Raw genomic sequence first — 24,973 nt, forward strand, 5'->3', positions numbered from 1 at the left:
TTATATACAGTGGATTAAAGGGTGTATATTGTGTATTAAGGCAGAGAAATCTGCCTTTTTATTGCACAACTAATTATATGGGTATATAGTAAATATTGTGTACACTGTGTATAAGGAAAGCATAGCTTGTCATCAGTAAAAGTCAGAGCGACGATTGTAGAGGACAATACGGGCATCAAAAGCCAACTGCCTATCTTGCTAACTGAGCAAGGCGAGTTGAGCACGGTGACAGATTACCTACTCAAATTAGAAGCTGACGGAGTGAGCAATTCAGTGATGAATGGCTTTCTTCAAGCGGTATCTTTGTTGTTGGATTATATGGAAGCAAATAGAGGGTTGTTCGACGATCCGAAGTTACTCTTCCAGACCTTCTCTAAACGTTTATATACAGGAACCATTGGTGAGGATGGGATTGACCCCTCTGGTTTATATTGGGTGCCAAGTTCAACCAGTAACGTGAATAAGCATATTCATCGACTGACGGCATTTACCGACTGGTTGGCAGAAAAGCAAGGTACTGCGTCCATGAACCCCTTGCGTGATGCTACCCCGCATGAGCAGCGATTGAATTACGCTGCATGGTATCGCAAAAACCAAAATGATTTCCTTGGTCATATCGAAGATAAGACTGTGAACAAAACCATCCGTAAGGCGCGAACCATTAAAGGACGCACGCCGCTCACCAAAACCGAAGATGACGCCATCGCCTTTCCTGAAAAGCATTGGGAAGATTTTTATATAAATGGCATCGGTGGCGCGAGCGACCCACGAGTGGCACTCAGGGACAAGTTAATACTCCTTCTAATGCACGGTGGCGGGTTACGCGAAAGTGAAGCTTTAACGCTTTGGGTGACAGACGTGTTTGAAGATCCCTATGAGCCAGATAGTGCTATCGTTCGAATTTACAACGAAACAGATGGCAAAGCCCCTGATGGTTGGCGAAGTCGTTCTGGTACACCAAACAGAGAAGCATATCTAAAGGAGCAATATGCTCGCATCCCTCGTCAGCGCATGAAAGGCACAGCTCATCTTGGTTGGAAGAACCGTGTGGTTGACCACAAAGACAACTACATACAGGTTCAATGGTTTCCAACTGACTATGGCAAAGTGTTTATGTCACTTTGGAAAAACTACCAAAAGTACCGAGCCAGCATCGACTGTCATCACCCTTATGCGTTTATTTCGTTTCATCATAGCGCTATCGGCAACCCTTACACCATCAACGCCTTCCATGATAACTACGCCAACGGCTTGAAGCGCATTGGTTTAGAGCCGAGCAAGGCAGAAGGCTTAGATCCACATGGGCATCGACATAATTACGGCAGACGATTAGAACGTTCAGGATTGAACCCGTTGGTAATTCGACGCTGTATGCACCATAAGTCCCTAGACTCACAAATCCCCTACACAGGCAAAGGCCAGCAGGAAATCTCTGATGAACTGACCCAAGCGACGTTGCAACTGGCAAACCCTGAATCCAAAGTCAAAGCGCTCGACTGGAAAGCACTCGTTGAGCATGGGTTTGATGACGTCGACCCGCAGGGCTATTTCACAGGCAAGCATCCTAAATTGAGAGGTAAATAATGGCGAGAAAAAATGACGGACGTTCATCGGATTCATCCTTCTCTTGGATGCTCACCACACTTGGTGCTGAGTGGCAACAATGGCAGGAGTTGGCAGCCGAGTGGATGGCCGCACAAACCACATCGATTGACACTAAACAATTTGCTTTGGCTCGCTTCTTCGAATCCTATATTAGAGAGCGCGCAAGCTATGCGATAGGCGACATATCATTATTTTTTAAGGGACACCGAGGACACCAATGTTCTAGTGAAGAGCTGGAGACGTTGTTAAGAGAAACACAAAACTCTCCTAAAGTAATCCAATCAGGAGTAAACATCTCCTGTGACTTTATTGACTTTGTTGTCCAAAAGGTGTTTTCTGAAGAGGATGACAATGGCGAGTTAGTGTCATTGGTTGAAAACCCGCTGAGCAAAATCAAACGACAGGAATCACTAACAGAAACTGTACGTACCCCCCTGCCGTATCGCTACATTCATAATTTGCGCCAAATCCTCTGTCCGCTACCTGATAAAGACGAACTCACCGTCATTGAACAAAACCTCAAGCAAGGTGAAACCCTGCTTCCCACTTATCACTATCGTAATTTCAAACACTGGACATGGGCGCAACAGCAGACAGGTCAACGTCTATCAGGTAATGATGGCGATTGGTTTGAAGTTGAACCAGAACTGATTGATAAAACCGACCCCGACTGTGTATGGCGTACTATAAAAACAACTCGCAAAGGCAATAAAATCATCCTTCACCAAATCTGGTCACCCGTCAAAGCGATGGTGGTTTTCATGAAGCTCCATCTGCCACTGCGTACCTATCAGGTGCGGATGCTAGATAGCGGTGAAGCCGATACGTGGCGCTACGAAAACGCTCAATGGGTACTTAACACTAAAAATGACTTTGCACTTGGCAGTGAAAAGCGCCCATTTAGTAAAGGCATATTCCGCCGAATTCACGACACCATGACAGGGCTGTATTCAACAGGCTTGTATATCAATACCAATAAGACCGCCGACCAAAACAAGGACGAACTAGAGCGTGGTTACATCATTCCGTGGCAAAATAATGAAGTATTGTACTGGATAGAGAAATTACGCAATTGGCAAGAAAAGTACAACCCAATTGATAAACCAACCGACTGCACCACATTACTTACCAAGCACACTGATAAGAAAAAATCGAAAGCACAACTGGAAAGTATGGGGGAAATTTCATTTCTATTTAGAGAGGCCTCGGCAAGGGGGGATGATAGAACTAAACCCATTAGGGACGATGCGCTAGACTCTTTCTGGTATCAACTCCTCTTCGCTCTAGAAAATCAATTGGCTGAACATGGTGATAGTCTCGATGGCGGGGGAAGATTGAGGTTAGTTTCCGAGTATCCAGAGGATATACCTAAGTCGCGACGTTACAAAACTAGCTTTCCATTGCACAGCTTGCGAGTCTCACTCATCACTGCCTATACGATGGACACCCAACTGCCATTACCTGTAATCTCTAAACTATTAGCAGGGCATACGCGTCTATTGATGACCATCTACTACAACAAGATTACCCCATCAGTAATGGCTGAAAAAATGGATGAAGCGCATGGAGAGCTAGACGCAAAATCCAAACAATCGGTGCGCAACTTCCTTAAAGATGCCTCATTGGAGCAAATTCAATGCAAGATGGTGTATCACAACGATGACAGCATTCAGGCGGCACTGGTTAATCGTAATCCGGTTGGCTGGGAAGAACGCTCGTGCGGTATGTGTCTGGTAGGCGGTAACACCGTGAAATCGGATGAAGTCAGTACCCTTGGTGGTTGCTGGAACGGTGGTAAGTTGATTAATGATGTAAAAGCTGCTACCCACCGCATTTACGGCAGTGTGCCTCACGGCCCTGAAAACTGTATTCGCTGCCGCTGGTTTATTACCGAAGCTCGATACCTGCCTGCGCTCAATGCCCACTTCAACCAACTGAGCTACAAAGCACATCAGGCTGCGAACCTATCTGTGGAAATTGAAGGTGAGCTGGAAGCCCTAAAAGACGAGCAGTTCTTTTGTGAAGAGCAAGGCAAACCGTTTACCAAGCACTATGAGCTGCAAGCCCTACAGCGCCGCTATGAAAAGCAGCAAGTTGAAGCCGATGAATACGCCAAAGACTGGATTGCGTGCTTTGAACTTATTCAGAAAATCATTCGTGTTGAAGAGACCAGAAATGAAGATGACAGCAAAGATAAACTGATTGCGGTTGGCTATGAGCAAGATGTCAGCCATGCCTTAAAGTTTATCGAAACCGACTCTGAGTTACTGCATCTATCACTGCTTTGTGATGATGCAGAATTCTTTCCTGATTTACAGGACGAACTGCGTAAAACCCCTGCTATTCAAAAGCGCTCGATGCAACTCAGTCGTGTGCTAATGAAAAAAGGCTTCGAGCCGATTTTCATGGAAATGGACGACAAACAACAACTCATAGCCGCCAATGCCATGCTGCGCCAAATGGCGAAAATTGCTGACCCTGACGATAAGCTCGAAGGCTACCGCAAGGTGGCGAACCACATCGAAGCGGAAGAATACCTGACCGATAACAAGCTGCTCTCTCAGGGTATTCATGCACTGACTAATAAAGCCATTAATCTAGATGGCATAGCACTACCGAACTTATTGGAGGACTAATGGAACTCGATATTGATGTTATTTTGGCTGACTTAAAAGAAGGCAAAGTGCCTCGCACGCAGCAAAACCTCGATAAGCTCAATGACACGCTGAAAGCCTATGCAGAATCAGGTCAGCGTGATTTCTCCATCACGCAAATTGGTCGGGTGTCTGCTGAAAATGGCGGATTGGCGTATGAAGCTTTGCGTGCTACCCGTAATAAGCACTACCGAACACTCATCGAAGCGTGGGCGGCAAAGTGCAATACCAGTACCAAAAAGCCGCTATCCAACACCTCACGGTCTAAATCCATCCCTGCGGATAATAAGCTGTTAGAGCGCATCCCAGACCCTGCGGTACGCGCCTTGTTTGGTCAAATCATTGCCGAGCGTAACCGCTACCGCAAAGAGGTCAATTTGCTCAAGCAACACGCCAATATCACTATCGACAAGCGCCCTGTGCGCCAGTTTGATACCACCGCAGAGCCAAGCGTCGAAGTGCTGCCATCCCTATCAGGCGTACTCACCGAATCAGAGAAAAAAGCCTTAGCGTATGTCATTTCTGATGAATGCATGGAAAAGAACGACTGGCAAACTACTCAGGCGGGTCAAGTAAAAGACATGGAATACAACAGCGAAGTATTCCCTAGAGGCTTTGTCACAGGGCTTCGCAAGCTATTGGGTGAGGTAGATGACTAATGGCAAGTGGGCAGCAAAAAGCACAGCAAAACCTTGAGGCATTTGAGGTCTGGAAAGCCACACAGACGGACGATGACTTTAAACAAATCGTGTTCAGAGGTCAGCTTAACCGTATTGAAGTGGCAAAGGGTATTGGTTGTGGCAAATCGGCGTTAAACCAAAATCCTGCCCTCAAGAAAGCACTCAAAGCCTTAGAAGATGAGCTGCGCAGTAAAGGTGTCCTGCCACCGTTGACCGCCGCTGCCAAGAAGAATGAGGGCAAACCTCAAGCCTACGACAACACAGCAAATCGAAAGCTGCTCGATTCAAAGCGGGTGTCATCATTAGAGGCTGAAAACATCGAGTTGAAAGCCAAGGTCAAGGAGCTTGAAAAGCGACTTGAGCGCTTTGGTGAGCTATCTGAAACCTTATCCGAAATGGGGTTGATGCCACGATGAATACCGCTTTGCATGAAGACCAAATGCGTGTCACCAGTATCCCTTATCACTCGACCAAGATGGTGATATTCAGCGGTGTACCGCTGGCGAAAGACTCTTACAAAACCAATAGTGGGAAGTATTACGTCACCATCAAAGCCGACCCCGATAGCATCCCTGTACTTCCAACGCTGGGTCAGCATTGGTCAGTCAGAGGTGCTCGACAGATAGAAAATATGGAGATGGGTGATTATGTAATGCAGCAGCACACGTATGAATCACCCAAGCATATTGAATGCACTTTACCCGAAACAGGTGAGCAACTGATACGATTTATCGCCAGAGAAAGTGACTTCAAGGGTATTGGCGAAAGCAAAGCTAGAGCGCTCTGGCAGCTCTTGGGTAAAGACTTCCATGCCACACTGAGAAATGACACCCCAGAGTCCAGAAAGCGTCTGACATCGATTTTGAGTGAAGATTCAGTGGAAGCGCTCTTTAAGGGGTACGCCAAATATAAAAATCTGGCTCATTGCAACTGGATGAGCGAGTACAACATCCCTGCCAGTGTGCAGCAACGACTACTCAAGCATCACGGTGAAGCCTCCATCGATGTTATCAAGGATAATCCTTATGCTTTAATGGGCTTTGGTCTTTCGTTCAGTGCCATTGAAGACATTATCAAGTTAACGGATTTTAAGAGCGATGTTGCGAAGGATGACCCAAGAAGGCTCAGCGCTGCTCTGGAAATGGCGATTCGCAAGGAGATTGAAAAAGGTCACACCTATACCACTCATGCCAATGTGCGCCCTTACCTCAACAAGCTATTAAGAGACAAAACACTGGTCACTCAGGCGTTCAAATCAGGTCATGATAAAGCTCAGTATGTTTTAAATCCCGACACAGGAGCCTACCATCCAACAGCGCAACTTCTGATGGAAAGTGTTGTTGCCAAGCGCTTAAAAACACTGATTAAGCGAAATAACTTGTTTGATGAAAACGCCAATGCTGCGTATTGCTCTGCGGCTGCGGAGCTTCCCTACGAATTAACCCCTAAACAAATCGAAGCCGTCACAACGTGTCTGGATAATTCGGTAAGCTGCATTACGGGTGGTGCAGGAACAGGCAAAACAACGGTACTCAGGACGGCTCTCAGGACATATCATCAACTTGGATTTGAAATACACGCCGTTGCGCTCAGCGGTCGTGCTGCAATGAGACTTCATGAGTCCATCGGTTTTGTTACCTCAACCATTGCCAAATTGCTGCGTGAAGAACCTATTGAACCCAGTGTCGAGAAAACAAATCATCTATTAGTGATTGATGAAGCGAGCATGATTGACCTGCCAACTATGTATCGCCTAGTAAATCACATTCACCCCTCTGTACGATTGATATTCAGTGGCGACCCTGACCAACTCCCACCAATAGGTTGTGGCAAGGTATTGGAAGACATCGTTGAAGCAAAAACGGTGGCGAATACGATGCTGGATATCGTCAAACGGCAAGAAGGTTCAACGGGTATCCCCGAATACTCAAAACTCATCAATCAAGGAGTGATGCCTGAACAATTAAGCTCAGGTGCAATACACTTTCACGAAACCAGTAAAACAGACATTGCCAAAGTCTGTTGCGAGCTTTATCAAGAGTTCCCTGATAGCAGTCGTGTCATGGCTCCAACCAAGGCACTCGTATCAGAAATCAATAAGCTCACCCAGCAAGCCGTTAACCCAGATAGCGCCAGCCTTGAGTTCGAAATCAATGGTAACAAGTTCTTTCTGCCACTTAGCCTCAATGATGCGGTGTTATTCACGCAGAATCATTACGATAAAGGCATTCAGAACGGCTCACTTGGCACACTAACCAGTACCAAACCTTCTGGTGACAGTTATGGTGAAGTGACGCTAGATACAGGTGAAAAGGTCGAGATAACACAATCCGTTCTCGACTGCATGGAGTTGGGTTACGCAATCACTCTACATAAAGCTCAAGGATCACAGTTTCCACGCATCATCATCGCTCTGCAAAACGGAAGAATAGTGGATAGAGCATGGTTCTATACGGCAATCACTAGAGCGGAAAGTGAAATCCATATCGTTGGTAGTAGTGATGACATGAAGCAGATCACCAAGGCACCTAGTCACTCTCATAAGCGGAATAGCTACCTGAAAGAACTATTACAATGCTGAAGTTTTATTGTGCAGACTTGCGTTTACTGCAATTCTGGTCTTGTACATAATGGCTTAATATTTAGGGGAACTAAAGTTATCAATGGAAAAATTAGACGGATTGAGCAAGTACAAGTTTGAGAAAATAGCGGTAGAGTCTTTACACAATGCTCTCAGACTCTTAAATGACTCAATATTACTATTCGAACATGGTTCATATCCATCCAGTTTTCAGTTAGCGGTACTTTCACTGGAAGAGTTTTCAAAAGCTAGTTGGGTTGAACACTATTATTACACAGCACTAACGAATGAAGGGTTCATGCCTGAAGACATTGAACAACAGTGGTTAAAGTTACTTTTCAATCACCCCAAAAAGCAAACTCATTTTATAAGTCGTGATTTATTTGAGTTTTCACCGAAGTTTGTAAAGAAGATTGAAGAGAAAGAGATTGAAGTAAAGAAGCAAAAGGCAACTTACGTTGGCTTAAGCAGGATTAAAGGTAAAGTCGATGTTGATAGCAGAGTGTCTATACCTATAAAAGTGACCTCTGAGAATGATGCAAAGCAATTTATTTCACTTATGGTTGGTGAGTTTAGGGATATAAATGAGAAAATTGCTCTAAATGACATGTATTGGGATATTCCTGATATGGATTTGATAACGCAAGGCCCCTTGTTCGATAGAGTTTTGGCATGGCCGTTTGAGAGTGGCTTGAAGGGTAAGCGTTGGTATGAGGAGTGGAAGAAGAAATTGTGATTGAGTCTCGTTACTGGAAGGAAGACTTAGCTGCTTATGCCAGAAGGTTTAAACCCGTTTCTAAACCGCTAAGATATACCGAGAAGCGGCAAGTCAACTTCGAAAAAGATGTAATTATATCGTTATTTATGGTTCGAAAGCTTACTGAAGCAAATAAGCTTTCCTCGCGCACAACGAGTAAACAATTTAATGTCTACGGTTCTAAATGTATCAAACCTGTCAATAGCTTGAACTTCTGGGACATTGATGAACTGTATGACCTATCTAAAGAAGATAAGCTTACAAAGACAGTCCAGTTTATTGCAAACCAATTAGTACATGGCAGTGCTTTGTATGCCTACAGAGATAAAGATCGCAACTGGGGAGGCGTCTATACTTGCTCTGATTTTGAGCGCCATAAATATGTATATAAAATCCCAGTTACTACCATTATCGAAATACTTGAAATTGCATCTGAAGATTACCCTACTGAGATTCATTATGATTACAACGAGGGGAAAGGTGACTATTCAGTCACCACAGATTAATAGAAAGTGTGAAATGTTATCGGCTCTTTAATCCTTGAGGGATTGAAGTGCGTACACACTATTATACATAGTGTGTACGTTTGTCACCTATGGGAAGAGCATTGTCAGTAATGGTCTTCCACTCACTCACTCGCAAATAGACACGATTTTTACTGTATACTCCGGGGGGCTTGGGGATTTTTCATTTAGATTCACCACAAAAACTGGTAAGTGGCTTGTCATCTTTGGTCGACCATTGTTAAATGTAATCGAACACTTACTAGGGATTTTCATGGCCACTATCAAAGACGTAGCAAAAGAAGCCGGAGTGTCTATTGCCACTGCTTCTCGTGTGATCAATAACTCACCCAACACCAGTCAAGCAGCACTAGACGCAGTTCAACAAGCTATGGCGAAACTGGGCTATCGTCCAAATGCTAACGCTCGGGCCCTAGTCAATAAAACCACTAACGCCATTGGCGTGTTAGTCAACGATGCGAGCGCACCGTTCTTTGGCACCATGATCAAAGCAATTGATACCATTGCGAGCGAGCAAGAAAAACAACTCCTCATCGGCAGCGGTTATCACGACCCAGACAAAGAACGCAATGCGATTAATCTGCTGATCAACAGTCGTTGTGATTCATTGGTGATTCATAGCAAAGGCTTAGATGACCAAGAGTTAGTCTCCTTTGCCAAAGAGATACCGGGGTTAGTGTTAATCAATCGCGTGGTTGATGATATCGCAAGCCGTTGCGTGGCTTTGGATAACTATCGTGGTTCATATATGGCCACAGAGCACCTCATCCGCAATGGTCACAGGCAAATTGGCTACCTTTGCTCTAGCCACAATATTGATGATGCCCATGACCGAAAACGGGGCTATCTTGATGCACTCGCCACGCATGGTATCGAATACCGCGACGAGTATATTGAATATGGAGAGCCTGATGAAATGGGTGGTGAACAATGCATGGTGAATCTATTGGCCAAGAACACCCCTATTACTGCCGTTGCTGCTTATAACGACTACATGGCGGCGGGTTGCTTGGCACTGTTGCAAGAGAATGGCTATCACATCCCTGATGACATGTCGGTGATTGGTTTTGATGACGGACATATTGCCCGTTTTATTTACCCACGCCTTACTACAGTGAGATACCCGATTCAAGTGATGGCGAACGAGGCGGTGAAGCTCTCTCTCAAACTCGCCAGCGATACTGGCTATGTGCCTGATGAGCACAAACTCTTTATGCCGACCCTCGTGCGCCGCGCATCTGTCGCCCGTCCTAAATAGTCTAACTACTGTTTTTTATCTTCATAAGCACGCACTGCACGCGTCATAACTTCGCGGAACCAACGATGACTTGGGTCGTTGGTTCTCGATGAGTGCCAAAACATGCCTACTTTTACTGGCTCTAGCAAGAAGTCTGTGTCGAGAAGCTTTACCCTGTATTGTCCTGCATAGTCTTTAATCAGCTTTCTCGGCAATAGGCCAATATAATCCGTGTTTTCAATGATGGGCAATGCTTCCATATTACTGCTCGCCTGCCATACGATTTGACGCTGGGCCAAGAGTTCATTTTCTTTTAAGCCGCGTCCAGTGAGATATCCGGTATTGCTGTCGACTTGAGAGTGCGCCACGTACTTTTCATTAAGATACTGCTCACGCGAAATGGTATTGCCCTTCAAACGTGGATGATCTTGCCGACACACAACGCCGACACTATCACTCATTAGTACCTTGGATCGTAACTGAGGACATTGATCTGCATAAACCTCAACGATCAAGTCACTCTGCTGTGAACGAAGGGCATTGGTCACGTCATGATTCGTGCAGCGATTGTCCAACAGCAAGAGTCGATCGCTCAAATGACGCGTGATTTGAAACGCGCTAAAACATCGCCAGAGATCTTTAAAGGTCGTGATGTAGAAAGCTACCACTCACAGCTAAGCATCGCCAAAGCTACTCTGGATTCTCTGCATGCCGACCTCGATAAAGCGCTTTTCGAGCAAGAGCGCAAAACCATTCGAGCCCCCTATGATGGCCAAATCTCTATTGTAAACGTGGCCAATAGTAGCCGTATGGGCAATATGCATATCTATGATACGTCACGCAAGTTCATGGAGATGCGTATTCCAGATCAAACCTATCGTTATGTTGAAAAAGGACAATTTGCAGAGTTTTATGTCGATGCCTATCCTGGCGAGGTCTTCAGAGCGCGTGTTCACAGTATTACTGCCGGTACAGGCGAATCATCTATCTCTCCTATTCAAGGACCACAAAGTGTACGCCAGCATGTAGGCGCTAATACCAGTGCACATGGCCGGACCGTGATCCTAGAAATATTTGAGCCTGAAGATAAAGTGATTCCAATTGGTGCGACGGGTTCTGCTTGGATAACCGCCAACAAGCCTCACCCAGCCTTTGGTTTTATTGATGTGATTGGGGCTGCCACCGTAAGGTTGCACTCCTATAAGTCTTATCTAAACGCGATGTAAGTTTTTTGCTCCTCGGCAATTAAGGCGACATCACAGCCCCCTCGAACTTTATTCATGTGGTGCTGCCTCTTTTTACGAAAAAGCGCATTGCAGACCGTTTTCACAAACAGGTCTCCAATGCGCTTCAATCTATCCCTTAAATCTTCTTTGTTTCAGCGTTCTAAGCGATGTGTGTCATTTCGTTCAGAATAAACTCATCGACTGCGCCTTCCGTTGCTGCCATGTAATCTGCTAGGTGTTGATTACCCATGTGTTGTTGCCATAATTCACGTGATGTCCAGTTCTCATAAAACATGAAGTGGGCTGGGTTTTCATTATCTTGGTGTAGGTCGTAGTTGATGCAACCTTCTTCCGCACGGGTCACGTCAATCAGCTTCAATAGCTCTGCTTTTACCAATTCGATTTTGTCTTCTTTCGCGATAATGTTTGCAACAATAGTTAGCTTAGTCATGATGATTTCCTCACTCGTTGGCAACTTGCTGTCGCCGTGTTTGTCTGTAATTCGAGATAAAGAATAGATGCTAAACCGTGTGGGATAAACCTTAGAATAAAAGAGACATACTCAAATAATTTTTGACAATAAACTCAATAATTATGCTACCGACAAGAAAAAACCGCATCTCGAATTGAAATGCGGTTTCTAAGATTTCTACAATCTTGTCATTTAAAGCTGGTGTCGACCAAGAATTGAGTGAGATAGCGTCGTGCCATCCACCAGGTCTAACTCACCACCGACTGGCACGCCGTGTGCAATTCGACTCGCTGAGACACCATGCTCTTTGCATAGTTCAGCAATGTAGTGTGCTGTCGCCTCCCCCTCTACCGTTGGGTTGGTCGCCAGAATCACCTCGGAGATATCGCCACGTCGTAAACGAAAGTCGAGTATATCCAAACCAATGTCGCTCGGGCCAATACCATCAAGTGGAGACAAGTGCCCCATAAGGACAAAATAACGACCCGAGTATTGCCCGGTCGCTTCAACCGCTGCGATATCTGCTGGACTTTCCACCACACACATCAAGCCATTCTCTTGACGCTTAGGGTTCGTGCAGATATGACACGTTTCTTGTTCCGTAAAAGTACGGCACTCTTGGCAGTGACCAATCTCTGTCATCGCCTGAGAAAGCGCATCAGCAAGCTGCAAACCGCCTTGACGGTCGCGCTGTAACAAATGAAAGGCCATGCGCTGTGCCGACTTGGGACCCACCCCAGGTAGACAACGCAAGGCCTCCATCAAATGTTCCAGCATAGAACTGGTTCGCATTGTAAACCCTAATTAGAAAGGCATTTTCATGCCTGGTGGTAGTTGCATACCGCCAGTCACTGATGCCATTTTCTCTTTTTGAGTCTCTTCAACACGACGAGCTGCATCATTGAACGCAGCTGCGATCAAGTCTTCTAGCATCTCTTTGTCATCTTCCATTAGGCTTTCATCGATTTCTACACGACGAGTGCTGTGGCTACCTGTGATAGTCACTTTAACAAGGCCAGCACCAGCTTCGCCAGTCACTTCCATGTTCGCGATTTCTTCTTGAAGCTTTTGCATGCGATCTTGCATTTGCTGGGCTTGCTTCATTAGGTTGCCCATACCGCCTTTACCAAACATTGTGTACTCTCTGGTTGGATTAGTTTTTCATTACATGGGGTCGAAAACTAAGATTTTCAACCCCAAAGGTCAAATCGGTCTAACGCTGTATTCGTCTAAAACTGCGTCAAATCGGTTAAGCATAAACTGGACATGTTTGTCTTGATTTAAGCTTGTAAATGCTTGCTGCAAGCGAGCTTGATAAAGCTGCTCTCGTAACTCTAGCGGGGTTTGCCCCTCTTCACCAATCATTATCGATAACGAATGAGGGCTACCTAGTGCTTTATTCAGCGCATCAGAGAGCTCTGTTTGCGCTTTATCTTTGTTCAAGTGCGCTTGAGACGGGCGCAACATTAGCTGAATCTCATCACCCTGCTGCTGGAAATAGGAGTTCAATGCGAGCTGCTCCACCAGCTTCGGAATATCCAAACGACTGATCAGCTCTGCCCATTCACTCTGCGCTATCGATTCATTGAGCAGCTTTTCCACCATCTCTGGTGTTTTTTCATGCTCAAGTGATTGCTTGATTTGAGTGGGCGTCAGCTCCTTATCAACCTTCTCGACAACCGGATTCATCGGTGTCCATTGATACGGCTCGTCTGGCTTAGGTGCCACGTTTGTCTCTGTCTGAGTTCGCGACACCTGAGGCGCATTTAACTGCTTCTTCGCAACGCGTTCGATAACCGACTCGCGTTGCCCAGATGCCGCACTAGACTTTTTTCCAGAAGACCCTTTATCACCTGCGTTAGCGCCACGTCTTGAACGCAACTGATGACGAAGCCCACCAATCGACGAGCCAGCAGAAGGCTGTGATGCCGCTGCTTGTGGTGGTTGAGCTTGTTGCGATTGAGTTTGCTGCGGTTGCACTGGTGCGTGACTAGACTGTGGTGGCACCGCAGGCGCGCCCTGATCCATATACTGTTCTGGCATTGGGTCATAATAAGGCTCAGGCGCCATCATTGGCGGCTCTCCCATCATCGGTGGTTGTGCCTCTGATGGTGCAGCTGCTTGCATTGGCTGAGCTGGCGCAGGTTGCACGTTCGCTTGTGGTTGTGCAACCACTTGTGTCGATATCGCATTAACCACTGACTGCTGTGCTGGGCGAAACGCCAACATACGCAGCAATGTCATTTCTAAACCAGTACGCTCATTAGGCGAAAATGGCAGATCTTGACGCCCTTTTAGCGCAATTTCATAAAACAGTTGCGTATCTTGAGCCGTTAACTGTTGTGCAAGCAGAGTCAACTTTTCTGCATCTGGCTGCGTCTTATCAAGCGTTGAAGGCAGCGCTTGATACATAGCAATGCGATGAAGCTGATTCGCTAACTCTTGCAACAAGTTGTCCCACTCGACACCGTTGGCAGCGAGCGACTGAACGCAATCCATCACTGCTTGAGGCTGCTTAGTGGCGATCGCTTGCAGGATATGCAGCGCTTGGTCAGTGTCCAGAGTGCCGAGCATATGAGAGACGGTATCCGTACTCACAGAGCCATTGCCCAGCGCAATCGCTTGGTCTGTCAAACTCAGTGCATCACGCATACTGCCGTCAGCGGCATGAGCAATCATTCCCAGAGCACGAGCCTCTGAAATGACTGACTCTTTTGCCAGTACGGTGTCCAGTTGCTCATGAATGGTATCCACTGAAATCGGCTTCAAGTGGAACTGCAGGCAACGCGACAAAATAGTGACTGGAAGCTTCTGAGGATCAGTGGTGGCGAGCAAGAACTTCACATATTCAGGTGGCTCTTCTAGCGTTTTCAACAGCGCATTAAAGCTGTGACGTGAGAGCATGTGAACTTCATCGATAAGATAGATCTTAAAGCGACCACGCGCTGGTTTGTATTGAACGTTATCTAGCAGCTCACGCGTGTCTTCGACTTTAGTACGCGATGCCGCGTCAATCTCAAGGAGGTCAACATGGCGACCTTGGTCGATTTCCATACAGCTATCACACTGCCCACATGGCTTGCTCGTGATGCCGGTTTCACAATTAAGACCTTTCGCGAACAAGCGGCCAATCGTGGTTTTACCCACACCGCGTGTTCCAGAAAATAGATACGCATGGTGGAGACGATTTTGCTCCAACGCATTTTCAAGCGCCGTCAGGACATGAGCCTGACCAACGACTTGATTAAATGCTTTAGGACGCCACTTTCGGGCAAGTGCTAGATAACTCATTGATTAATGACCGTCGAACTCACAGATGCTGTAAACGTTCAAGCCCATCGCTTCAAGACGCTTATCACCACCAATCTCTGGTAGGTTAATAACGAATGCCGCGTGCTCGACGTTACCGCCAAGTTGACGAATAAGCTTAGTTGTTGCTTCAATCGTACCGCCAGTTGCTAGAAGATCATCAACCATTAATACTTTATCGCCTTCTGTGATCGCATCAACGTGGATCTCTAAGGTGTCAGTGCCGTACTCGAGCTCATAGGATTGGCCAATCGTTTTGCGTGGCAGTTTGCCAGGCTTACGGACAGGAACAAAGCCAACACCAAGCTCGAGAGCCAAAGGGGCGCCAAAAAGGAAACCACGTGCTTCTGTACCTACGACTTTGGTAAAGCCCATGTCTTTGTATTTATCAACCAGTAAGCCGATAGTGGCTTGATATGCCGCTGCGTCTTCTAGCAGGCTGGTAACATCACGAAAAAGGATGCCTGGTTTTGGGTAGTCTGGAATGCTTTTGATGCTTGATTGGATAAGAGAGATAGTATCAGTGCTCATAGTGCTACTTTTCATTGTGGCCTAAAGGTTTTCATACCAATCTGGATAATGCATATTCAGATGCACTATTTAGGTTGGTATAAGCATAGCAGGGGCAATCCCATGCCGAATATTGTTCAATATTGGCATCGCCAATATCAGCCTGACATCTTAGTTATTTTCTCGGTTCTGAGCAACCGACTCCATCACGGGTAGACGAAGAAACCACGAAAGAAGTGTGCACATAAAGACTAACAGCATAACCTTTAACCACACCTTCGGCACGACGATGATAGAAAAACAAAAACTGAGTACGATCAACACGGCTCCGCGCTGCTTCACTTTGCGCGTCACGGCACGATGTTGATGCCAGTTATCAAGAATAGGCCCAAAAGTTGGGTGCTGATGTAGCCAGCGATGAATCCTATCGCTACCTCGCATAAAGCAGGCGCTTGCTAATAAGATAAATGGGGTAGTGGGCAACAATGGAAGAAAAACACCTAAAGCACCAAGCAGCAGGCACAAACTACCTGCGAGATTCCATAGCAATTGTTTAATCTTACGAATTTGTTTTTCCTCAGCAAAAAGCCACTTTAATTTAAAAGCAACTAAGACAATGCGTTTAAAGTAAAGTGGCTCATCATAACCTGCAAGCGAAATTGCTTAGCCGTTCATGTTTTGCAACACAGACAACCAAGTCAACGTGGCCGGCAAGGTTGGAATCAACAGGGCGACAACAAAGCCCAAGAAATAAAATACGTTGTATGGCTCTTTAAAATCCGTCTCTGCCATGAGAGTGCTCCTTGTGTTTTTAACAGGCGCACTATAACCAAACAGAAGAGGGACAAAAACCGAAGAAAACTAAGGATATTACTCGCTTGAGAACTTGGTCAACAAGCGAGTAAATAGTCGTTTCATACCTTATGGCTCACGTTGCCGTATATCGAGACTAAAGCTCGTTGTGCCGGTAATCGACAACGTCAGCTTTCCCGCCTGATTAATCGGAAGATCACGCGTAATAAAGTTTTTCAGCGACTGTCCGCCAAGGCGCTCTCCCTCATGGATGGTTTGGGTGTAATCTTCGCTCGCCCAGCGGCAGCCAAGCCCGGCAGGTAAGATATCGACAGTGCCACTCGGCAGATCGGCAATACCAAACAGTGCAGGAACCGCACCTGTCCCTTCAGAACACTCAATACCGCGCTCTATGACTCCCATCATATCTTTTAGATCAGCGCTAAAGTTTTTCAAATGGCGTAAATAATCATGGAATAGTGCACGAACGAGAATGGTGGTCGCAACACTTGCAGAGTGATCGCTCTCGAAATCCTCATTGCCAGAGTCAACGATATAGAAAATGAATTGTCCGTTCATCAACCAAGCATAATCAAACACCAACGGCATGGCTTCCGTTGATTGGAGCAGGCGATAGTTGCAGCGCCAGTTCCCCTGTACCGTGTCTTTTTCTGGTAGTAAAGCGTGCAGCAAATCCTTGGCCGCTGCGGGGTTTTGTTGTAAGTATTCTAAGTGCCAATGAAGTTCTTGTTCTTCAGGCAGCTCACCTCCTCCATCAACCCGATACCACTGGGTCGAAAAATCTTTACCGTCTGCGTTGATTGAATCGCTTTCATCAATAATAGTTTCAACGGCATCACTTAGGTGTTGATAGTTTCCGATAGGTTTTGGCAAGAAATCTTTAATACCAAAACGCAGTGCCTTCGCAACATCCGACATTTCATCGGTGGCAGACACAACAATGACAGGCATGGATGGGTATTGCTGACTGACTTCCTCAACAAACTCAATACCATCTAAAATTGGCATGGAAAGGTCGCACAGAATTAAATCTGGCTCAGACCCGTTTAACTTTTGCAGTCCATCCAATCCATTTTCTGCCTCGATAACCTCATAGCCTTTTACGACCAAAAACTGCTTAGTGACCTGACGAAATATCGGGTCATCATCTACCAGCATAATTATCTTTTTTGGGGCAGGTTCATTCGCGGATTGTGGACTCACACTAGGGTGAGTGTTTAACATTAATCGACCTCACTACTGACGCATCTTCCGTCTACTACAATCTCTTAGCTCTCCCGAAATAGAGTTATTGGTATGTGTGAAAATAGCGGGGAGCTATATTTTAGGAAATAAATAATAAATAACCACTCTATTTAAAGTAGTCAGAAATAGAGCACTGAGCAAGGTACGACTGCCGGTAAAGCACTTCATCTTGTGCCGGACTTACATCACGTTTTGCACATTTAGTTGACACAACTCAAGCTGTTAATCACTATCTCACTATACATTTAACTCAATCGACCACTATTGCGTCTCATATTATATGAAACTAGATGACTTAAACCTTTTTCGACTGGTTGTTGAAAATGGGAGCTACACCTCAACGTCACGCAAGACAATGATTCCCGTTGCGACCATCACGCGACGTATTCAAGCACTAGAAGAGTCACTGAATTTGCGTTTACTCAATCGCCACGCACGCAAATTATCTTTAACCGAAGCGGGCGAACGTTTTTACCAAGAGTGCTCACCTCTACTCAAAACTCTTTCGAGCACAGCAGAACTACTTTCTGACTCTTGTCGTGGAGCGGCTGGCCGTATCAAGATAGCCGCACCATCAAACCTGACTAAACGTATGATCATGCCAGTATTTAACGCATTTATGCTGCAATACCCAGAGATCAATATTGAGTTAATGACAACCAACCACTTTGATCAGCTAGATCCTACGGAGTGGGACGTGATCTTCCGTGTCGGCTCACTGCGTGATTCAAGTTTAATCGCGCGTAAAGTCGGTTCTGTCGAAGATATTCTTGTGGCAAGCCCGACTTATTTAGCGAAGAAACAGGCTCCTTGCCATGCAGAAGACTTAACCGAGCACTCGCTTCTGAAAGGCCATCCGTTGTTAAAGTGGCAACTGACTAATAGCTCTGGTGAAGTGGTAGTAAACCTAGATAAAGGACGCTTTGAAGCCGACTCTCTCGATACGGTAAGACGCGCATGTTCTGACGGTTTGGGTATCACGCTCATGCCAGATGTGATGTTGAATGAATACATTCAAAGCGGAGAGCTGGTTCGTGTGTTAACCGATTGGCATGCTAACCCTAGAGATATCTTTATGCTTTATAACCATAAAGATCACCTGCCAGAAAAAGTTCGCCTGTTTATCGACTTTGTTATCGCGTATATCGAGTCACACAAGCACTAGCTTCCTACACGAGCGCTACCTTTAGGTAGCGCTCTCTATTTGGCACTAGATTATTGTTTGACGATCAAAAAGGACGACTTGCGATAAGTTGCCCTTTGAGAAATCACCTTTGATTCTATCAGGTGGTGATGCAACCACGTCGTAAATCGTTATAAGAACTCAACAAAATCAGATAGATTGCGCTGTGGCGCTTTCATCGGCTGACACCCCGGTGTGCCCAGATACAGGAAGCCGACAATTTGGTCTTCACCTTCAAGGCCAAACGCCTTACGCACGCTTGGGTGGAACATCCATTTACCCGATCGCCAAAACCCCTGAAACCCTTGCGCCACCGCTGCCATCTGCATCGCTTGCACTGCACACCCTGCAGATAAGTGTTGCTCAAAAGCGGGAACTTTTTCGTGCTCGGCCACTTTCGCAATCACGGTGATCACCATCGGCGCCCGAAATGGCGCATTCTTCACTTTATCCAATACCGCTTGTTCACTGTCTTCTGCTTCAGCCGCAGCCAACAGAATATTAGACAGCTTGCCCAGCCCCTCTCCTTGTGCAATCACAAATCGCCAAGGCTGAAGGTTGCCATGATCGGGTGCTCTCAGCCCCGCTTGAATGATGTTTTCCAACGCAGCCCCTTCCGGAGCGGGCGCGGAAAGCTTTGCGATAGAACGTCGATTGAGTAATAGTTCGAGTGCGTCCATACCTTATTCCCTTGTTTTTACTGCTTTACTATTATTGATAATAACTCTCATATAGCAAAAAGGCGAGCCGCAGCTCACCTTTAGGTCTTGGTTGTTCAGTGACTTATCAGACACTGTTTGCTAATCAGTAGAAGGTCTCATTGTTGCCTGCACGGGTTAATAAACCATCGCAAGGAGCAAATCTATCGCCATATTTCTCAGCATACTCGTTCATCAATTCGACTAACTGCGGCAAGCCAATCTTGTCCATGTAACGGAACGGCCCACCCAAAAACGGAGGGAATCCAATACCAAAAATCGCGCCGATATCACCATCACGCGGTGAGCGGATAATCCCGTCATCTAAACAACGCACAGCCTCGTTGAGCATAGGGAGTACACAGCGTAGTGATACCTCTTTCTCCGACAGCTTTTTCTCTGGCGTTAGGTTAAGCAACTTATAAACAGACTCATCGACACCCTTTTTCTTGCCATCTTTATAGGTATAGAAACCCTTGCCTGTCTTACGACCTTTACGATCATCGTCCAGTAACGTATCGAACACATCTGGCCCTTCAAAGCGGGGCCCAAGCTCTTTGACCATGATAGGCATGATCTTCGCGCCGATATCAACACCTACTTCATCAAGCAGAGTGATTGGACCGACAGGGAAACCAAAGTTCAACAAGGCATCGTCAAGGTGCTCAATAGGCTCACCCGCCATTAAAACGTTTGCTGCTTCGTTCATATATGGCGCTAAGATACGGTTGACAAAGAAACCGGCCTTATCTTTAACCACAATTGGCGTCTTGCCCTGTTTCTTGGCAAATTTGACCACCGTTGCGATAGTCTCTTCCGAAGTGCCATCATGAGGGATCACTTCGACAAGTGGCATCTTCTCTACAGGGCTAAAATAGTGCAAGCCAACCACATTCTCTGGTCTCTGCGCCTTCTCTGCGATTTGACCAATTGGCAATGAGGAGGTATTGGTGGCAAAAACGGTGCTATCTTTCGTGTTCTCTTCAATATCTGCAACCATCTTCTGCTTCAATTCAAGATCTTCAAATACCGCTTCGATCACCATGTCGATGCGTTGATAACGAGTGAATTCTGTCCCACCCGAAATCTGTAACATTTTTTCCTGAACTTGCGCTTTCGACAGAATTCGACGCTTGCGTTGCTTGGCGAACAACTCATAGTTGTAACGCAGCGCATTTAACACACCGTCATTCGATACGTCTTTAACCCGCACGGGTACTTTGGCTTTGGCGACCGACACATGTGCAATGCCCGCGCCCATTAAGCCACCACCCAGCACACCCACTTGTTTGACTGTGACGGGCTCTGCGGTTGAACCGTTCTCTTTTTTCATCTCGGTAGTGGCAAAGAAAATAGAGCGTAGCGCCGCAGATTCAGGCGTCATCACCAGTTCACCAAAACGCTTAGCCTCTTCTTCAAGGCCTTTTTTGAGGCCATTCTCTAGCCCGAAACGAATCACGTCCAGTATTGCCTCTGCCGCAGGATAGTTCCCCCGTGTTTTAGCACGTGTCTTCTTGGCTGCTTGTTCAAAGATCATCTTGCGTCCGAGCCCGGTACCCGACATCAGCTTCTCTTTGTTAGACACTTTCTCAGCTTTACGCTTACCTTTCTCAAGCATCTGCAATGCGACATCTTCAAGAATGCTTAAAGGGACACTCGCATCAACAACCCCAAGTTTTTTCGCTTTTTTCGCTCTGAGTTGTTTACCAGTTAAAATCAAATCCAGCGAAGGGAGTAAACCGATTAATCGTGGCAAGCGTTGTGTACCACCAGAGCCCGGTAATAACCCGAGTTGAACTTCTGGTAATCCGAGACGGGTCGCATCTGAGTCACTGCACACGCGATAGTCACACGCCAGAGCGAGCTCTAGCCCTCCACCCAAGCAAGGCCCGTGAATCATCGCCACCACTGGGAATGGTAAGTCAGAGAGCTGCTGAAACATCTCTTGGCCTTTGCTCGCCAGAGCTTGTGCCTCTTGAGTAGTTTGACATGCTGCGAGCATACGTACATCTGCACCTGCCACAAAGTTGTCTGGCTTGCCTGATTTAAGCACTAAACCTTTCAAGTCGTTGTGCTCACCCAACTGGTTAAACACATCACTCATTTCATCAGCAAAGGCTGCTTGCAAAGTGTTCATTTTTTCATTGGGAACGTCAATGGTCAGCCAAGCGAGTTTTTGCTCATCAATCGTTAAAGAAAATGCATTTTGAGTGGTCATTATTCTACCTCCAACACCATTGCCGCACCCAATCCACCAGCGGCACACGCTGTGTTCAGTGCCAAACCACCACCACGTCGCTGCAGTTCACGTAGTGTTTGAGTAATCATTCTTGCCCCTGTGGCCGCAAATGGATGTCCATAAGCGATAGAGCCACCAAGTACGTTGAACTTATCCATATCAATGTCACCAATGGCCTGACTACGGCCTAATTTCTCTTTGGCAAACTTCTCACTGGCAAACATCTTCACGTTTGATAGGGCTTGAGCGGCAAACGCTTCATGCATATCAATTAAGGTTAAATCGGACAAGGTGACACCCGCACGATCGAGCGCAATCGGTGTGGCATAAGATGGTCCCATTAGCATATCTTCGTGAACACCAATCGCAGAGAAACCGTAAGAGCGGATGTAACCCAAAATGTCTAAGCCCAGCTCTTTTGCACGCCCTTCACGCATCAACATAATGGCGGCTGCGCCATCAGTCAGTGGCGTACTGTTCGCCGCAGTGACTGAGCCAAACTGACGGTCAAACGCGGGTCTTAATTTGGCATAGCCTTCAATGGTGGAGTCTTTTCGGATGTTGTTATCTTCATCAATCCACTGTTTATAGGGTTCAGGGAAAGCGGTCATGACTTCACCTTGAATTTTTCCATCCGCCCATGCTTGAGCTGCCAGTGAGTGCGAACGATGAGCAAGTTCGTCTTGCTCTGCACGACTGATTCCATGAGATTTTGCCATCTGCTCAGCGGTTTGCCCCATAGATAAGCCGGTAGAATATTCTGCAACGGCCGGAGGAACTGGCATCAAGTCTTTAAAGGAGAGCTTTTGCAGCAGTTTGAGTTTTTGCGTGATGGTTTTAGTTTTACTCAAAGCCAATAGGTTGGTTGCCAGCGTTTTCGACACACCAATCGGCAACACCGATGACGAATCTGCCCCACCAGCGATACCAATATCAATCGCACCCGACATAATACTCTCTGCGACATTCACCGCCGACTGAAAGCTGGTCGCACATGCACGCGACACACTGTAGGCGTCGGTATGAATGTTCATGCCTGTGCCCAATACGATCTCTCGTGCAATATTCGGCGCTTCTGGCATTTGTACCACCTGACCAAACACAACTTGGTCGATCAAGGCTGGATCGATATCGACACGTGACATCATTTCAGATACCACCATTTTGCCGAGATCGACGGCGGGTACATCAGTAAAAGCAGTGCTCTGCCGAGCAAAGGGAGTACGAAGCCCGGCGACGACTGCGATGCGTTCACCGGAGCGAGTCTGCAGGTTGAGCTGCTGCGAAGTGTGCGACTTGCCCATGTAGGATTCCTTCCGTTATAGAGGTCTGACCTGAACAGTGTAACGAGAATGTTAACAGAATCAAACGAGCGTTTAAATAAACGTGATATTGGCAACGAAATCAGAGGGGATAGCGTGAGAGAAAAAGTGCAGTATGTGTTTAAAGCTAGTGTATGAATTACTATTGAGCGAACACTCAATAATAAATTTAGGCAAAAAAAAACCACACAAGTCTGTGTGGTCGGAATCTATAAAACAATTAACTTACGCCAATTGAAAATAATCAGTTTCCTGATTAGGAGAAAGTAAAGTCAGCCTTCAAAAGGAAGTGTCATCTTGCTCAACATGTTAGCTCAGAGAACTAACTAGATGACAAGGTGTACTATAAAGCCATTCAGGTATAAGATTTTGAAGTAGATCAATTTTTAGTGGGATTATTCCCTCTGAGCCAACATTTGGGTATTGCTTGTGGCGATTATTGAATTTTTCGGAAAGAAAAAGTCCACTACCTCGGTCAATAGGGATATGGACAAGCAAAGAAAGTACGAAGCGCTCGTCAGAGCCTATCACAAGGACCTATATCGTTATGCTTACTGGTTGTGTAAAGATCCAACCATTGCAGAAGATGTGGTCCAAGAGGCGTTCATGCGTGCATGGAAGTCGTTAGATAGTCTGCAAGACGACAAAGCAGCGAAATCATGGCTGATTACGATCCTGCGCCGAGAGAATGCTCGACGCTTTGAACGTAAACAGTTCGACCTAGTGGATATCGACGATTACAGTCAAGAGGCAAAGACCTCTGACGATAACCATCACCAAACACAATGGCTGCATGAGCAGATCATGACCTTGGATGAGGAGTATCGCGAACCACTCTATTTACAGGTCGTTGGGGGGTTTAGCGGCGACGAGATAGGAAAGATATTGGAACTCAATACCAATACCGTGATGACACGCCTTTTTCGCGCCCGAAATCAGTTAAAAGAGAAAGTGGATGCATCCACATCGAACCGAGGTATGAGCAATGGATGAGTTAGAGTTTCGTCGCAGAGTTTTGACTGAACCAAACGTTCGTGACGTCGATATCATGGAAGCGACACGCAACACCGAAAGCAACGCTAAGTTTCTTGACGATGTGTTAGAGCTAGACAAACAGATCAGCGACACAATGAACGTTGATGTACCTGATGATCTAGCGGAAAGAATACTGTTAAACCAAGCCTTAGAGGAAGAGACAAAAGTCGTTCGACCTACCTTTACCAAGCGCATGGTTTCTATGGCAGCCTCCGTGGCCTTTATGGCAGGTCTACTCGCCGGGCAAATCAACTGGGGTAACGTGTTCGTTCCTCAAGCACAAGCGAGTTTGAGCCAAACGGCGCTGGCCTATTTCTATGGTGAGAAAGACTTTATTGCATCGCTAGATGAAAGTTCATCGGTCGAGCAGATCAACGCTAAGTTAGTGCCATTTCACTATCAGGTGGATCGTCAATTTCCTTACCATGTCTACTACTTGAACCACTGCTCGTTCGGCACCAGTAATGCCTTTCACGCGGTGTTAAAAGGCGAGCATGGCCGAGTGACGGTGTTTATCACTAATCAGCCCGGCACCAGCGAAGACTTCAAAGACGACAAAATGAAAGGTATGGTCGTGCCGCTTGAGAACTCAAGCATGATCATCGTGGCTCATTTAGGTGAAGATGTCGCTAAAATCGCCGAAAATATAGAGTATATACTCAAACCTATGTAGTTCGTTGTTTATTACAACTTTTCACGCCTCAAACTACTTTTGAGGCGTTTTTTGTCTCAAATTTATAGAGTCAAAACTCTAATTTTTGCCATTTCCCTACCTTTTCGTGCCAGATAGACGTCATTTCTATAAATTTTCGCCAATATTAGCCAATGGTCGGATTTCTATAATCTATACTTCCGACTAGGATTAGCCACCAAAAGAGCTAAA

General features: G+C 46.1%; 23 protein-coding genes and 1 pseudogene. 12 read left to right on the plus strand and 12 right to left on the minus strand.

Annotated elements, in window-relative coordinates; genetic code table 11:
- Window positions 1–126: 126 nt before the first annotated feature.
- The 8 genes from gmtY (at window position 127) to QWZ05_RS08425 (ending at window position 10,059) form a co-directional block, all read left to right on the plus strand.
- The gene (gmtY, locus tag QWZ05_RS08390) at window positions 127–1,584 is read left to right on the plus strand and encodes a gamma-mobile-trio recombinase GmtY (RefSeq protein WP_290295786.1); all 1,458 of its coding nucleotides are present in this window, start codon (window positions 127–129) and stop codon (window positions 1,582–1,584) included.
- Complete coding sequence (gene gmtZ, locus QWZ05_RS08395) at window positions 1,584–4,241, plus strand: gamma-mobile-trio integrase GmtZ (protein WP_290297067.1); 2,658 nt, start codon at window positions 1,584–1,586, stop codon at window positions 4,239–4,241. The genes gmtY and gmtZ overlap by 1 nt, the downstream gene beginning before the upstream one ends.
- Window positions 4,241–4,918, plus strand: a complete 678-nt coding sequence (gmtX, locus tag QWZ05_RS08400) for a gamma-mobile-trio protein GmtX (protein WP_290295792.1) — start codon at window positions 4,241–4,243, stop codon at window positions 4,916–4,918. The genes gmtZ and gmtX overlap by 1 nt, the downstream gene beginning before the upstream one ends.
- Window positions 4,918–5,355 (plus strand): VPA1267 family protein, encoded by a 438-nt coding sequence (locus QWZ05_RS08405; RefSeq protein WP_290295794.1) that lies wholly within the window; start codon window positions 4,918–4,920, stop codon window positions 5,353–5,355. The genes gmtX and QWZ05_RS08405 overlap by 1 nt, the downstream gene beginning before the upstream one ends.
- Entirely contained in the window at window positions 5,352–7,520 is a 2,169-nt protein-coding gene (locus QWZ05_RS08410) for an AAA family ATPase (protein WP_290295796.1), read from the plus strand. Before QWZ05_RS08405 ends, QWZ05_RS08410 begins: the two co-directional genes overlap by 4 nt.
- 82 nt (window positions 7,521–7,602) lie before the next feature.
- Window positions 7,603–8,256 carry an AbiV family abortive infection protein gene (locus QWZ05_RS08415; protein ID WP_290295798.1) on the plus strand — a complete coding sequence of 218 codons (654 nt, stop codon included), beginning with the start codon at window positions 7,603–7,605 and terminating at the stop codon, window positions 8,254–8,256.
- A complete protein-coding gene (locus QWZ05_RS08420; RefSeq protein WP_290295800.1) occupies window positions 8,238–8,783 on the plus strand; it encodes a hypothetical protein in 546 nt (181 codons plus the stop codon). The genes QWZ05_RS08415 and QWZ05_RS08420 overlap by 19 nt, the downstream gene beginning before the upstream one ends.
- A 271-nt stretch (window positions 8,784–9,054) precedes the next feature.
- Entirely contained in the window at window positions 9,055–10,059 is a 1,005-nt protein-coding gene (locus QWZ05_RS08425; protein ID WP_264875117.1) for a substrate-binding domain-containing protein, read from the plus strand.
- A gap of 5 nt (window positions 10,060–10,064) precedes the next feature.
- On the opposite strand, the gene QWZ05_RS08430 is transcribed toward QWZ05_RS08425, so the two are convergent.
- The gene (locus QWZ05_RS08430) at window positions 10,065–10,706 is read right to left on the minus strand and encodes a LysR substrate-binding domain-containing protein (protein WP_353958881.1); all 642 of its coding nucleotides are present in this window, start codon (window positions 10,704–10,706) and stop codon (window positions 10,065–10,067) included.
- Here QWZ05_RS08430 and QWZ05_RS08435 point away from each other — a divergent pair.
- Window positions 10,593–11,264: pseudogene (locus tag QWZ05_RS08435) on the plus strand (efflux RND transporter periplasmic adaptor subunit); the annotation flags it as partial. The gene QWZ05_RS08430 and the pseudogene QWZ05_RS08435 sit on opposite strands and share 114 nt — an antisense overlap.
- A 160-nt stretch (window positions 11,265–11,424) precedes the next feature.
- Here QWZ05_RS08435 and QWZ05_RS08440 read toward each other — a convergent pair.
- The 8 genes from QWZ05_RS08440 to QWZ05_RS08475 all read right to left on the minus strand — a co-directional run bounded on the left by QWZ05_RS08440 (window position 11,425) and on the right by QWZ05_RS08475 (window position 17,592).
- The gene (locus tag QWZ05_RS08440) at window positions 11,425–11,715 is read right to left on the minus strand and encodes a putative quinol monooxygenase (RefSeq protein WP_290297933.1); all 291 of its coding nucleotides are present in this window, start codon (window positions 11,713–11,715) and stop codon (window positions 11,425–11,427) included.
- A 213-nt stretch (window positions 11,716–11,928) separates the two neighbouring features.
- Window positions 11,929–12,528: a recombination mediator RecR gene (recR, locus tag QWZ05_RS08445; protein ID WP_264875114.1), complete on the minus strand. Its 600-nt coding sequence runs from the start codon at window positions 12,526–12,528 to the stop codon at window positions 11,929–11,931.
- A gap of 12 nt (window positions 12,529–12,540) precedes the next feature.
- Window positions 12,541–12,870 carry a YbaB/EbfC family nucleoid-associated protein gene (locus tag QWZ05_RS08450; RefSeq protein WP_164648724.1) on the minus strand — a complete coding sequence of 110 codons (330 nt, stop codon included), beginning with the start codon at window positions 12,868–12,870 and terminating at the stop codon, window positions 12,541–12,543.
- Between the two features lie 69 nt (window positions 12,871–12,939).
- On the minus strand, window positions 12,940–15,027 hold the full coding sequence (gene dnaX / locus QWZ05_RS08455; protein WP_290297936.1) for a DNA polymerase III subunit gamma/tau: 2,088 nt from the start codon (window positions 15,025–15,027) through the stop codon (window positions 12,940–12,942).
- A gap of 3 nt (window positions 15,028–15,030) precedes the next feature.
- On the minus strand, window positions 15,031–15,576 hold the full coding sequence (gene apt, locus QWZ05_RS08460) for an adenine phosphoribosyltransferase (RefSeq protein ID WP_290297938.1): 546 nt from the start codon (window positions 15,574–15,576) through the stop codon (window positions 15,031–15,033).
- Between the two features lie 150 nt (window positions 15,577–15,726).
- A complete protein-coding gene (locus QWZ05_RS08465) occupies window positions 15,727–16,104 on the minus strand; it encodes a YbaN family protein (RefSeq protein ID WP_289961712.1) in 378 nt (125 codons plus the stop codon).
- 114 nt (window positions 16,105–16,218) lie between these two features.
- Window positions 16,219–16,347 (minus strand): hypothetical protein, encoded by a 129-nt coding sequence (locus QWZ05_RS08470; protein ID WP_264875111.1) that lies wholly within the window; start codon window positions 16,345–16,347, stop codon window positions 16,219–16,221.
- Window positions 16,348–16,476: 129 nt separating this feature from the next.
- A complete protein-coding gene (locus QWZ05_RS08475) occupies window positions 16,477–17,592 on the minus strand; it encodes a response regulator (protein WP_290297941.1) in 1,116 nt (371 codons plus the stop codon).
- Between the two features lie 301 nt (window positions 17,593–17,893).
- Between QWZ05_RS08475 and QWZ05_RS08480 the strand changes: the two genes are divergently transcribed.
- A complete protein-coding gene (locus QWZ05_RS08480; RefSeq protein ID WP_264875109.1) occupies window positions 17,894–18,778 on the plus strand; it encodes a LysR family transcriptional regulator in 885 nt (294 codons plus the stop codon).
- Window positions 18,779–18,927: 149 nt separating this feature from the next.
- Here QWZ05_RS08480 and QWZ05_RS08485 read toward each other — a convergent pair whose 3' ends face one another.
- The 3 genes from QWZ05_RS08485 to fadI all read right to left on the minus strand — a co-directional run bounded on the left by QWZ05_RS08485 (window position 18,928) and on the right by fadI (window position 23,037).
- Window positions 18,928–19,476 (minus strand): NAD(P)H nitroreductase, encoded by a 549-nt coding sequence (locus QWZ05_RS08485; RefSeq protein ID WP_290297944.1) that lies wholly within the window; start codon window positions 19,474–19,476, stop codon window positions 18,928–18,930.
- 124 nt (window positions 19,477–19,600) lie between these two features.
- On the minus strand, window positions 19,601–21,712 hold the full coding sequence (fadJ, locus tag QWZ05_RS08490; protein ID WP_290297946.1) for a fatty acid oxidation complex subunit alpha FadJ: 2,112 nt from the start codon (window positions 21,710–21,712) through the stop codon (window positions 19,601–19,603).
- Complete coding sequence (fadI, locus tag QWZ05_RS08495; RefSeq protein WP_264875106.1) at window positions 21,712–23,037, minus strand: acetyl-CoA C-acyltransferase FadI; 1,326 nt, start codon at window positions 23,035–23,037, stop codon at window positions 21,712–21,714. The genes fadJ and fadI overlap by 1 nt, the downstream gene beginning before the upstream one ends.
- Window positions 23,038–23,484: 447 nt before the next feature.
- Between fadI and QWZ05_RS08500 the strand changes: the two genes are divergently transcribed.
- Both QWZ05_RS08500 and QWZ05_RS08505 read left to right on the plus strand, forming a co-directional pair.
- Window positions 23,485–24,048, plus strand: a complete 564-nt coding sequence (locus tag QWZ05_RS08500; RefSeq protein WP_290297949.1) for a sigma-70 family RNA polymerase sigma factor — start codon at window positions 23,485–23,487, stop codon at window positions 24,046–24,048.
- Window positions 24,041–24,763, plus strand: coding sequence for a DUF3379 family protein (locus tag QWZ05_RS08505; RefSeq protein ID WP_290297951.1), 723 nt, complete (start codon window positions 24,041–24,043; stop codon window positions 24,761–24,763). The genes QWZ05_RS08500 and QWZ05_RS08505 overlap by 8 nt, the downstream gene beginning before the upstream one ends.
- Window positions 24,764–24,973: the final 210 nt, after the last annotated feature.

Source organism: Vibrio agarivorans (genome assembly GCF_030409635.1).
GTDB classification, from domain to species: Bacteria; Pseudomonadota; Gammaproteobacteria; order Enterobacterales; family Vibrionaceae; genus Vibrio; species Vibrio agarivorans.